This window comes from Streptomyces sp. NBC_00376 (assembly GCF_036077095.1).
In the GTDB taxonomy this organism is placed as follows: domain Bacteria; phylum Actinomycetota; class Actinomycetes; order Streptomycetales; family Streptomycetaceae; genus Streptomyces.
On sequence record NZ_CP107961.1, the window covers coordinates 479,416 to 491,035 of the forward strand.

General features: G+C 71.4%; 10 protein-coding genes and 3 pseudogenes. 6 read left to right on the plus strand and 7 right to left on the minus strand.

From position 1 onward, the window contains the following. Positions 1 to 16: 16 nt before the first annotated feature. From OG842_RS41995 to OG842_RS42010, 4 genes and pseudogenes are all read left to right on the plus strand, one after another. On the plus strand, positions 17 to 1,294 hold the full coding sequence (locus OG842_RS41995; protein WP_266737624.1) for an MFS transporter: 1,278 nt from the start codon (positions 17 to 19) through the stop codon (positions 1,292 to 1,294). 180 nt (positions 1,295 to 1,474) lie between these two features. Then, positions 1,475 to 1,897, plus strand: a pseudogene (locus OG842_RS42000) (IS3 family transposase); the annotation flags it as partial. Between the two features lie 38 nt (positions 1,898 to 1,935). Then, positions 1,936 to 2,989, plus strand: a pseudogene (locus OG842_RS42005) (ISL3 family transposase); the annotation flags it as partial. A gap of 59 nt (positions 2,990 to 3,048) precedes the next feature. After that, the gene (locus tag OG842_RS42010) at positions 3,049 to 3,327 is read left to right on the plus strand and encodes a transposase (protein WP_266737622.1); all 279 of its coding nucleotides are present in this window, start codon (positions 3,049 to 3,051) and stop codon (positions 3,325 to 3,327) included. Positions 3,328 to 3,392: 65 nt separating this feature from the next. Here OG842_RS42010 and OG842_RS42015 read toward each other — a convergent pair whose 3' ends face one another. The 4 genes from OG842_RS42015 to OG842_RS42030 are packed head-to-tail and all read right to left on the minus strand — an operon-like array spanning position 3,393 to position 6,983. After that, the gene (locus tag OG842_RS42015; protein WP_266737621.1) at positions 3,393 to 4,622 is read right to left on the minus strand and encodes an ABC transporter permease; all 1,230 of its coding nucleotides are present in this window, start codon (positions 4,620 to 4,622) and stop codon (positions 3,393 to 3,395) included. After that, positions 4,619 to 5,401, minus strand: a complete 783-nt coding sequence (locus tag OG842_RS42020; protein ID WP_266737620.1) for an ABC transporter ATP-binding protein — start codon at positions 5,399 to 5,401, stop codon at positions 4,619 to 4,621. The genes OG842_RS42015 and OG842_RS42020 overlap by 4 nt, the downstream gene beginning before the upstream one ends. After that, entirely contained in the window at positions 5,398 to 6,438 is a 1,041-nt protein-coding gene (locus tag OG842_RS42025; RefSeq protein WP_266738106.1) for an efflux RND transporter periplasmic adaptor subunit, read from the minus strand. Before OG842_RS42025 ends, OG842_RS42020 begins: the two co-directional genes overlap by 4 nt. A gap of 14 nt (positions 6,439 to 6,452) precedes the next feature. Then, positions 6,453 to 6,983, minus strand: coding sequence for a hypothetical protein (locus OG842_RS42030; protein ID WP_266737619.1), 531 nt, complete (start codon positions 6,981 to 6,983; stop codon positions 6,453 to 6,455). A 127-nt stretch (positions 6,984 to 7,110) separates the two neighbouring features. Between OG842_RS42030 and OG842_RS42035 the strand changes: the two genes are divergently transcribed. Beyond that, positions 7,111 to 7,875 carry a response regulator transcription factor gene (locus OG842_RS42035; protein WP_266737617.1) on the plus strand — a complete coding sequence of 255 codons (765 nt, stop codon included), beginning with the start codon at positions 7,111 to 7,113 and terminating at the stop codon, positions 7,873 to 7,875. Next, positions 7,872 to 9,053 (plus strand): sensor histidine kinase, encoded by a 1,182-nt coding sequence (locus OG842_RS42040; protein WP_266737615.1) that lies wholly within the window; start codon positions 7,872 to 7,874, stop codon positions 9,051 to 9,053. The genes OG842_RS42035 and OG842_RS42040 overlap by 4 nt, the downstream gene beginning before the upstream one ends. Positions 9,054 to 9,070: 17 nt before the next feature. On the opposite strand, the pseudogene OG842_RS42045 reads toward OG842_RS42040, so the two are convergent. From OG842_RS42045 to cseB, 3 genes and pseudogenes are all read right to left on the minus strand, one after another. After that, a pseudogene (locus OG842_RS42045) lies at positions 9,071 to 9,343 on the minus strand (SIS domain-containing protein); the annotation flags it as partial. 108 nt (positions 9,344 to 9,451) lie between these two features. Next, positions 9,452 to 10,792, minus strand: coding sequence for a sensor histidine kinase (locus OG842_RS42050; RefSeq protein WP_266737614.1), 1,341 nt, complete (start codon positions 10,790 to 10,792; stop codon positions 9,452 to 9,454). A 1-nt stretch (position 10,793) separates the two neighbouring features. After that, on the minus strand, positions 10,794 to 11,570 hold the full coding sequence (cseB, locus tag OG842_RS42055; protein WP_266737612.1) for a two-component system response regulator CseB: 777 nt from the start codon (positions 11,568 to 11,570) through the stop codon (positions 10,794 to 10,796). Between the last annotated feature and the right edge of the window lie 50 nt (positions 11,571 to 11,620).

An 11,620-nucleotide genomic window follows, 5' to 3' on the forward strand; every position in this document is an offset into this window, starting at 1 on the left:
CGAAGGACATCCGCTCGTGAAAGCCACACCTACGACCACCACGCCGACCGGTGCGTCGGGGCGTCCCGTCCGCCTCGGCCTGCGGGAGAACTGGCCTCAGTTCACCCTGCTCGTCGTCGTCAACGTCGCCGTAGGCGGCCTGGTGGGCCTGGAGCGAACCACCGTGCCGCTCATCGGCACCGACACCTTCGGCCTGACGAGTGACCTGGCTGTCTTCTCCTTCATCATTGCCTTCGGCCTCACCAAGGCCCTCACGAACCTCGCAGCCGGAACCCTGACGGCCCGCTTCCGCCGCAAGCAGCTCCTCGTCGCCGGCTGGCTGATCGGCATCCCCGTACCCTTCGCCCTCGCCTGGGCGCCGTCCTGGGGGTGGGTTGTCGCCGCGAACGTCCTGCTCGGCCTCAACCAGGGTCTGACCTGGTCGATGACGGTCAACATGAAGATCGACCTTGTAGGGCCTTCCCGCAGAGGCCTGGCCACCGGGCTGAACGAGGCAGCGGGCTACACCGCCGTCGGCGCCACCGCCCTGCTCACCGGCTACCTCGCCACCACCTACGGCCTGCGCCCAGTCCCGGAGCTCATCGGCATCGTCTTCCTCGTCGCCGGCCTCGCCCTGGCCCTCGTGGTACGGGACACAGCCGCGCACGTCGCACTCGAACTCTCCCAGTGCACCAAGCCTCTGCCCACCGGCGAGAGCGCGGGCCTGGCTGCCACGTTCGCCCGTACCTCCTGGCGCAACCGCTCTCTGCGCGCTGCCAGCCAGGCCGGCCTGGTCAACAACCTCAACGACGGCCTGACCTGGGGTGTCTTCCCCCTGCTGTTCACCGACCACGGCCTCGGCCTCGCCGCCGTCGGCCTCATCAAAGGCCTCTACCCGATCCTCTGGGGGATCGGTCAGATACCCACCGGCCACCTTGCCGACCGCATCGGGCGCAAACCCCTCATCGTCACCGGCATGCTCGTCCAAGCCGCTGGCCTCGTCCTCGCCCTCACCCTGCTGGACACTCCGCTCCTGGCCGGAATCCTGTCCGCCGTTGCCCTCGGACTCGGCACCGCCATGGTTTACCCCACGCTCATCGCCTCCGTCTCCGATCACGCCCACCCCGCCTGGCGCGCCAACGCCCTGGGCACGTATCGCTTTTGGCGGGACATCGGCTACGCCGCCGGAGCCCTCGTCGCCGGAGTCCTGGCCGACGCCTTCGGCCTGAATGCAACCGTCATCGCCGCCGCCGCCCTCACCGCCGGCTCAGGACTCCTCGCCGCCCGCTGGATCACCGACACCACGAAGCATTGACGACCACATACGACGCCCGGCAACGACAGGGTGCCGTCACTGGATCGAACGGTGGTGCCGCACCTGTCGCACCGGGACCGTCAACGTTGGCATCCGCTGCTGCAGTGCGTGCGCCTGGGGCCGGTCCGATTTCGTGGTCCAACGGGTCGCTCAGAGGGGCGCGATGCTCTTGGCTGCCACATCGACATCTGCTCGAGGAAGGTGGTGGGCTGGTCGATTGCCGACCACATGCGCACCTTCCTGGTCACCGACGCGATCGAGATGGCCGTTGCCGCCCGCGGCGGCCGGGTCCACGGTGTCGTCTTCCACACCGACAGGGGCACCCAGTACAGCGCGTCCGCCCTCGCCGACGTATGCAGCCGGCACGGCATCCGCCGCAGCATGGGCCGGGTCGGCTCGAGCTATGACAATGCCCTCGCCGAGTCGTTCTTCCAGAGACACAAGCGCGAGCTGCTCCACGGGAGGAGCTGGACCTCCAAGGCACAGACCCGGCTCGAGCTGTTCCGCTGGCTGTCGTACTACAACCGGCACCGTCGGCATTCCGCGCTCGGCTATCTCCCACCGGCCGAGTTCGAACAGCACGTCACCTACGCTGTCACTCTTTGCATGAAACCCGGTGTCCACTCCCGGGGATCAACCTCACCGACGACTTCGCCCTGCGCCGCCGACACCGGTACGCCACGATCATCATCGACGCCGAAACAAGCGCGCGCATCGACGTGCTGCCCGACCGTGAGGCCGCCGGGCTGGAAGCCTGGCTGCGCACGCATCCCGGCGTCGAGGTCGTGTGCCGGGACGGGTCGGCCACCTACGCCGAGGCGATCCGTCGGGCGCTGCCCGACGCGGTGCAGGTCAGCGACCGATGGCACCTGTGGCGGAATCTGTGCAACAAGGTCCTGGCCGAAGTGCGGGCCCACGCCCCCTGCTGGGCAACCGTGAATGCGCCCCGCCCCGGCGGGGTCCACGAGCAGACCACCCGCGAGCGCTGGCGCAAGGTCCACGACCTCCTCGGCCAGGGTGTCGGACTCCTGGAATGCTCCCGCCGCCTGAACCTGGCCCTGAACACCGTCAAGCGCTATTGCCGCATCCCCGAGCCGTCGGCCGAACGCATCACCCCTCGCTACCGGGCCCACCCTGGTCGACCCCTACCGCGAGCACCTGCGCACCCGGCGCGCGGCCGAGCCCGCGGTGACCGTCACGCAACTGTTCCGCGAGATCAAAGCCCAGGGCTATACCGGCAGCCACAACCTCCTGGTCCGCTACCTCACCCAGGGACGAGCCGAAGGCAACCGGCCGGTAACCACCCCACGCCACGCGACCCGGCTCCTGCTCACTCACCCCGAACACCTGTGGACCAAGGACACCGCCCTCCTGTCGACCCTCACCACCGCATGCCCCGAGATGGCCGAACTCGCCCGACTCGTCGCAGAGTTCGCCCAGCTGCTGACCCCGTCGAAGGGCAACGACACCCGGCTCACCAAGTGGATCAGCGCCGCCCGTGTGGCCGGCCTGCCCCACCTGCACAGCTTCTGCAACGGCCTGGAACCCGACCGCGCCGCCGTCGACGTCGGCCTGACCCTGCGCTTCCACAACGGCCGCACCGAAGGCGTCAACACCCACACGAAGAGAATCATGCGCCAGATGCACGGCCGAGCAGGATTCGACCTCCTCCGCCACCGAATCCTTCTGTCGTGACAACAGAACGTCACCACCGACTACGGAACAGAGCCAATCGTTCGGTGTAACTCCCGATCATGGAAGATGGGTGGGCGGAGGTCCGGCCCTTGCTGCCGGTGCCGACCTGGCTCCAGGGCAGGGGCGGGCAGCCCGAGGGCTATTGCCACCGCCAGATGCTGGACGCGATCCGTTACCTGGTCGCGGGCGGGATCTCGTGGCGGGCGATGCCCGCGGACTTCCCGGCCTGGGGTCGGGTTTACGCCTTCTTCCGCCGTCCCGACTCGGCGTACGCGGAGAGCGCGGCGGTGGGGGTGGCAGCGGCGGAGGACCTGGCGCAGGCGTCGAAGCAGCCGTAGGCGACGCGGTCCGGCCGGGGTGCCGGGCCCCGTCGCGGAGCCCGGCACCCCGGCCGGGGCCGGCTTCACGCCGCGTGCAGCGCCAGCGTCGGTGAGAGACAGGACGCCCGTACCGCCGGGTAGAGGCCCGCGATCGTGCCGATCACCAGCGTCGCGCCGAAGCCACCGCCGACCGCCCACGGCGGCACCACCCAGGGCAGCCCGCTGGAGAACGCGTACACCCCGGTCGCTGCCGCGCCAAGCGCCACGCCCGCCAGGCCGCCCAGGCCGGAGAGCATCAGCGACTCCGCGACGAACTGGATGCGGATCTGGCCCCGGGTCGCGCCGAGCGAGCGGCGCAGCCCGATCTCGTACCGCCGCTCCAGCACCGAGATGATCATGGTGTTGGCGACCCCGACGCCGCCGACGAGCAGCGCGATGCCGCCCAGGCCCAGAAGCATGCTGCTGAACGCCCCTTCGGTCGCCGCCTTGGCCTGGAGTGCCGCCGACGGGTCGGTGACCTTTACGTTCTGCGGGTTCCGCGGGTCGACCGTCGCCGCCATGACCTTGCGCACGTCCTGCACCGCCGCGTCGGACGAGCGCTCGTACACCGATGTCGGGTGGCCCTCGAAGCCCAGCAGTCGCTTCGCACCCTCCCAGCCGACCAGTGCGGAGCGTTCGATCTCCGGGGCGAGCGGCAGTGGGGCGAGGATGCCGACCACGGTGAAGTACCGGTTGCCGATCCACACCTGCTGGCCCGGAGCGGTGATGCCGAGACGCTCCGCGGAGACATGGCCGAGCACGACGGAGGGGTAGCGTCCGGTCGCGTTGTTGAGCCAGCTGCCGCTGTGGACCTCGCCGCGCAGTACCCGCAGCAGGTCGCCGGTGGTCGCCTTGACGACGATTCCGCCCGTGTCGTCCTTGTCGATCTTCTCGTTGCGGCGTGCGGTCGTGTCGAGGTCGGCGGTCGCGCCCACCTCCTGGACGCCCTTGATGCGGCCCACCATCCCGACCGCGTCCTCGGGCAGCTTGACGTCCTGCCCGGCGAACATCGAATCGCCGGGGGAGGCCACGAGCAGGTTGGTGCCCAGCTTGTCGAGTTCCCGGAGCAGCTGGGCCTGGCTGGAGGCGGAGATGCCCACCACCGAGATCATCGTCGCGATGCCGATGGCGATGCCCAGGGCGGAGAGCACGACCCGCATCGGCCGGCTGCGCAGTCCCGCCGAGCCGACGTGCAGCACGTCCCGGGGGCCGAGCCGGGCCGCTTTCAGCCGCCCCCGGTCGTCGCCGCCGCGGCCCGCGCGTCGCGCCCTCACTGGTCCGCTCCCGTCGTGGCGGGGGAGCGGCCGTTTCCGGAGATGTCGCGCACATCCGTGGACGGATCGCCCATGCCCGGGGACTGATCGCGTACGTCCGCGGACGGGTTGCGTACGTCCGCGACCACCTGGCCGTCCCGGATGCGCACCTCGCGCGGCAGGTCCCGGGCGATCTCGGTGTCGTGCGTGATGACCGCGATGGTGGCGCCCTCCCGGTTGAGGTCGCGCAGCAGCTTCATCACCGCTTCCCCGGACGCGGAGTCGAGCGCCCCGGTCGGTTCGTCGGCCAGCAGCAGCGCGGGTTCCCCCACGACGGCCCGTGCGATGGCGACCCGCTGTTTCTGTCCGCCGGAGAGCTGGTGGGGCTTGTGGTCGAGGCGGTCGGCGAGCCCGACCCGCTCCAGCGCGTCGGCGGCCCTGCGGCGGCGTACGGCACGGGACAGGCCCGAGTACAGCAGGCCCTCCGCGACGTTGTCGCGGGCGCTGACACCCGGCACCAGGTGGAACGCCTGGAAGACGAAGCCGACGTGCTGGGCACGCAGCGCGGAGAGCCTGCGGTCGGAGAGCGCCGCCACGTCGTGCCCCGCGATGTGGACGGACCCGGCGGTGGGGCGGTCCAGGGTGCCGATGATGTGCAGCAGCGTGGACTTGCCGGAGCCGGACGGGCCGACGATGCCGAGGAGTTCGCCCTCCTCGACGGTGAGGTCCACCCCGCGCAGGGCGGCGACCGGGCCCGGGTACTCCTTGGTGACGCCCATGAGGCCGACGACCGTGCTCATATCTTCGGCACCCCGACCTTCATGCCCTCGCGCAGCCCGCCGCCGGACACCTCGACCCGGCCCTCGGCGAACATTCCGAGCTCGACCTTCACATCGCGGACCCTGCCGTCCTGGACGACCTGGAGGCCGAAGCCGCCGCCGGGCAGCGCGAGCAGCGCGTTCACCGGGACGCTGAGGACGTCCTTGTGCAGCTCGCCGTTCAGGTTCACCGTGACCGGCGCCTGGTCGAAGCCGCCGACCTTGTCCGGCTTGTCGAAGGAGACGGTCAGGGAGACCTTGGGGCTGTTGTCCTGCGGGTCCTTGCCGGGCTTCGCCGTCCGGCCGACCGAGGAGACCGACCCGGCCGCGCGGCTGCCGTCCGGCAGATCGACGGTGACCTTGGTGCCCGCCTTGGCGAGCTGGGTCTCGGCGACGTCGAGCTCGAACGTCACGATGCGCTCGGAGCCGGTCGTGGTGAGGACCGGAGCGCCGGGCTGGGCCAGTTCGCCGACGGTCGCCTCGACGCTCTTGATCCGGACCTCCCCCGGGGAGAAGGCGATGTCCTGCGGCCCCACCGTTCCGGTCCGCTCGCTGTCGTGGGACTTCTGCCAGCGCTTGACGGCGGCCGCGGTCAGCTCGGTGTACTCGTCGTCCGGGGTGAAGCCGGTGTAGCCGAGCTCCGCGAGGTTGCGCTCCAGCTGCTCCACGTCCCGGCCCCGGTCGCCCGGCTTCAGCGTCCGGTACATCGGCCCCGAGCCGTACATCAGCCACACCGCCCGACCGTCGACCTCGTACAGCCGCTCGTTCCGCTTGACGGTCGAGCCGGTGCGCGGGGTCCAGGTCATGGTGCCCCCCGCGCCCGCGTTGACCTTGCGCTGCTTGTCGTAGCCGAGAGTGCCGTCCGCCTGGGCGCTGTCGCGCAGGTCGCGGCGCTCGACCGCGGCGGTGGCCGGGGGCAGCCCGGTGTTCCTCGGGCCGCCCGTCTCCCCGGCGGAGCCGAACTGAGTGAGAGCCAGTGACCCGGCCGCCACGGCGAGGACCGCCGCGGCGGCCACCATGACGCGTCCGCGCCTCACCGCCCGGCGCTTTCGCACGCCGCGTTGGCCTTCTCGAACTTCTTCATGTCCTTCTGCTGCAGCGCGGGCGCCTGCGCCATCCCGCCCTCGAACTTCGGGTCGGGCATGTCGATGCCGTTCTTGCGCATGCACCGGGCGAAGGCGAGCATCTTGTCCTTCTGTGCCTGGGTGATCTCCTTGGGCCCGCCGACCGATTTGTCCTGGCAGGCCTTGAACGCCTTCTCCATCTCCTTCTTGCTCTTGCCGCCGCCCTTGATGGTCATTCCGCGGCCGTCCTCGCCCGGCTTCGGCTCCGCGACATCCAAGCCGTGCTCCCGCAGGCACTTGCGGTGCTCCAGGGCCTGGTCCTCGTCCGTCTTCTTGGTGCCCGAAGCAGAGCCGCCGCTCTTGGTTCCGCTTCCGCTTCCGCCGCCGTCGCCAGAGCAGGCGGTGGCCGACAGAACGACGGCGGCGGCCATCAGGCAGGCGGCGACGACGCTGCGGCTTTGTGTGCGGGAGGTGGTCCGGCGGGAAATGGTCGGGTTCATGAGGACTCCTCGTCCGTTGCTGACAGGCCGGGTACGAACGGCTTGAGCGTGCGCGAGGTCGCGGTTTCGTTTCTCTCAGCCCGGATGCTTACACCGACGAAACATCGCTCTGGGTTAAACAGGACTCATGCGTGTACTGGTGGTGGAGGACGAGGAATTCCTGGCCGGGATGATCGCCGAGGGGCTGCGCCGCGACGCCGTCGCGGTGGACATCGCCCCCGACGGCCGGGCGGCGCTGGACCGGCTTCGGTTCGGCGCGTACGACGTGATGATCCTCGACCGCGATCTGCCGGGGCTGCACGGCGACGAGGTGTGCCGGCGGGTCGTCGGCATGCGCCTGCTGACCCGGATCCTGATGCTCACCGCGTCCGGGACGGTACGGGACCGGGTGGCCGGCCTCGGGCTCGGCGCCGACGACTACCTGACCAAGCCGTTCGCGTACGACGAACTCCTCGCCCGGGTCCTGGCGCTCGGCCGCCGTGCCCGCCCCGCTCTCCCGCCGGTCCTGGAACGGGCCGGGCTGACGCTCGACACCGCCCGCCGCCAGGTCTGCCGCGACGGCCGCTACCTCTCGCTCTCACGCAAGGAGTTCGCCGTGCTGGAGACCCTGCTGCGGGCCGAGGGCGCGGTCGTCAGCGGCGACGACCTGATCGAGGGGGTGTGGGAGGAGGACACCAGCTATCGCACCAACGCGGTCCGGGTCACGCTGTCCAAGCTCCGCGCCAAACTGGGCGCGCCCCCGGTGATCGAGACGGTCCCGGGGGCCGGCTACCGCGTCGGGGACGGCCTCGCGGACGGGCCGGGGCACCACGGCCCCGCGACCGGACGGGTGAATGGGCCGGCGGACCAGCCGGACGGCGGCTCCGCGGACCGGCCGGGGGAGAGCCGGTGAGGAGCGAGCGCGCCCGGCTCACCGCGCTGTACGGCGGACTGCTGGTGCTGGCCGGCGCCCTGCTGATGGGGCTGGTCTACCTGCTGGTCAGCGAGCGCCTCTACGCCACTGTGCTCACTGCGGTGGCACCGGCGGTCCCCCACGGGGCCACCCCCGCCATTCAGTCGGGCGTGGCCTCCGTGCCCCAGCCGCCGTCGTCGGACTGGGCGCAGACCGTGGTCATGGAACCCGGGCAGTACGCGGTGGCGAAGAGGGTCACCACCGCGGCCGGGGACGCCGCGCTCAACCAGCTGCTGACGATCTCCGGGGTCTCCCTCGCCGTCTACTCAGCGCTCTCCGTCGCGCTCGCCTGGTGGATGGCGGGCCGGGTGCTGCGGCCGGTCGGCGTCATCGCCGCCCGCGCCCGCCGACTCTCCGCCAGCAACCTGCACGAACGCCTCGCGCTGAAGGCCCCGCCCGGCGAGCTCAAGGAACTGGCCGACACCTTCGACGGGATGCTCGACCGGATCGAGGAGCTGGTCGCCGCCCGCCAGCGGTTCGCCGCCAACGCCGCCCATGAGCTGCGCACCCCGCTCGCCGTGCAGCGGGCCGCAGCCGAGATCGGCCTCGCCGACGACCCGCCGCCCGAGAAGGTCGCCTGGATCCGGGACAAACTCATCGACACCGCCGCCGACAGCGAGCAGCTGATCGAGGGACTGCTGCTCCTCGCGGTCTGTGACGAGGGCCTGCGGCGGCGCGAACGGGTCGAACTGGACGCGATCGCGGCCACGGTGACCGAGGCGCTGGAGCCGGAGGCGAAGAACCGTTCCATCACCGTCGAGGCGGAGGCCCGGCCACTGCCGGCCGAGGGCGACCCGGTCCTGCTGGGCCATCTCGTGCACAACCTGGTCGCCAACGCGCTGCGCCACAACCACCCCGGCGGGACGGTACGGATCCGGGTGGGACCGGGCGGTCTGGAGGTCGCCAACACCGGGCCGGTGGTGGAAGCGGCGACCGTGCCGCTGCTGTTCGAGCCGTTCCGCCGGGCGCAGGCCCGCCGCCACGCTCCCGGTGAGGGAGCCGGCCTGGGGCTCTCCATCGTGGCGTCGATCGCGAGGGCGCACGGCGGCGAGGCGAGTGCGACGGCGAACCCGGGCGGCGGCCTGACGGTCCGGGTCGTGCTGCCGACGTGCCCGTAGCGGGGTGCCCGGCGCGATCAGCGGCGGTAGAGGATCCGGTTCCGGTACTCCGTCATCACGCGCCTGTTCCACTTGTGGCCGCCGTCGACGTTCGCAGAGCGCAGCGGCGGCGGTTCCACGCTCCGTTCCACGAACTGTTCCGCCGCGGCAGCCGTCATCGCCCGCATCAGGGCGCTGGTGACCACCGTCGACGCGGGGGCGAACGCTGCCTTGATCTCGTCGGGGGTCAGCTCCCGGCGCCACCGGCGGCGAGCATGGTGGCGGCGAGAGTCAATGAGGCGGCCGCAGTGCGCAGGGGGTGCCGTGCGTGCATGGGTGAGCAAAGGTTGTAGTGGGAGGGGCGAGGAGGGTCCCGGCGGCTCCCCGGTGGAACTCCGGCCCCGCACGGTCGTCCCTGATCAGGCACGGGTGCCGGAACACGGGCTGCGGCCGGGCAGTTCCAGGGTGGCCACGGCTCCGCCGGCCGCGATGTTGGCCAGAGTGAGGCGGGCGCCGATGACGTGGGCCTGGCCGAGGGCGATGGTGAGGCCGAGGCCGTGCCCGTGGCCCCGCTCGGCGGCTCCGGTGCGGAAGCGCTGGGGTCCGTGGGCGAGGACTTCCGAGGGGAAGCCGGGGCCGTGGTCGCGTACGACGACGGTCGTTTCGCCGACGCTCACCTCGACCGGCGCCGCGCCGTGGCGGTGGGCGTTGAGGACCAGGTTGGTGACGATGCGGTCGAGGCGGCGCGGGTCGGTCTCGGCGACCGGGCTGCCGCTCACCGTGACCCGGGTCTCCAGCCCCGTGCGTCGTACGGATTCCGCCACCAGTTCACCGAGCGGCACCGGTTGGGCATCGGCCTCCTCCGCTCCCGCGTCCAGGCGGGAGATCTCCAGGAGGTCGTCCACGAGGGCGCGCAGCACCTGGACGCGGTCGCGGACCAGGTCGGTCGCCTCGCCCTCCGGGAGGAGGGAGGCGGAGGTGACGAGGCCGGTCAGCGGGGTGCGCAGTTCATGGGCGACATCGGCGGTGAAACGCTGTTCGTCGCGCAGCCGGTCCTGCAGGGCGTCCGCCATGAGGTCGACGGCGGAGGAGATTTCGCTGATCTCGTCATGGCCGCGGCTCCGGGTCCTGGCGTCCGGATCACCGTGCTTGATGCGGTGGGCGGTCCGGGCGACGCGGCGCAGACGGCGGAGTACCAGTTCGACGGCGAGGAGAGTGAGAGGGATGACGACGGCGAGCGTGGCGAGGGCCGCGTACCTCATGTGCCGGTCCAGGGCCTGGAGACTGCGCAGCTCGCTGCCCATGTCCACCCAGGTGGCCAGCACGGTGCCGTCGACGTGGCCGGCCGCCCACATCCGCGGCCCCTGAGCCGGCTTCCGGTCGTCGTACCAGGTCACGGGCGCGGGCTCGGAGCCCAGCCGGTCCCGCAATTCATCCGGTACGTCGTCGCCGACCAGATAGCCGGGAACCCCCGACGGGGACGGCCGTGCGGGCTGCGCGCCCCGGAACTCGGCTTCGGCCGATTCCAGCGCGCGCATCGCTTCGCCGCGGCCGACGTTCATGTCGCGGGCTTCGGTGGTCCCGTGGACGAGGATCCCGATGCCCAGTGCCATGGCACAGGCCGCTGCCGCGACCCCGAAGGCGATTTTCCAGCGGAGGGATCTCGGGTCGACAAGACGCCGCACGCCGCGGCCGGGGCCGTCCTCGGACGCGATGCGTTCGGCCTGGGCGCCGGGGGCGGGGCCGGTGGTCCGCCTCATCTCAGCGCCGGAACCTGTAGCCGAAACCGCGGACGGTCTCGATGTGACCGGCACCGATCTTCTTGCGCAGTCGCTGCACGGCCAGGTCCACCACCCGGCTGTCGCCGTCCCAGCCGTAGTCCCACACCTTGCGCAGCAGCGTCTGCCGTTGCAGGGCGACGCCCGGCGCGGCAATGAACTCCAGGAGCAGGCGCAGTTCGGTCGGGGTGAGCGCGAGCGGACGGCCGTCGACGCGTACCTCCAGGCCCCGGGTGTCGACGCTGAGGTCGCGGAAGGTGAGCAGGCCCTCGTCGGCCGGGCGGCTGCCCGCCGCGGGGGGCCGGGTGAAGGTGGCCCGGCGCAGCAGGGTGCGGATCCGCGCCAGCAGGACGGTGGTGTCGACCGGTTTGACGATGTAGTCGTCGGCGCCCACCTCCAGGCCCGCCACCACGTCGAGCGAGGCGCCGCGGGCGGACATCATCAGGATCGGTGCCTGACTCGTCTCACGGATCCGGCGGCACAGTCCGATGCCGTCGAGGTGCGGCAGCATGATGTCGAGGAGCAGCAGGTCGTGCTGCCCCTCCCGGAACATCTCAAGGCCCGTCAGGCCGTCGGACGCCGCCGAGACCCGGTAGCCGTAGCGCTCCAGCACCATCCCGACGGACCTGCGGATCGCTTCGTCGTCCTCGACCAGCAGTACGTGGACGGAGTCGGGCGGGGAGGAGGGAGCGGAGGCCGGGGCGGCACCGGTCGGGCCGCCGTCGTGCTGTTCCGCCGCGTCACGGTCGTGCTGTTGCATCACGTCACCTGAAAGGTCAATCGGTATCGGACTGCCGGAGGGCGTCCCGC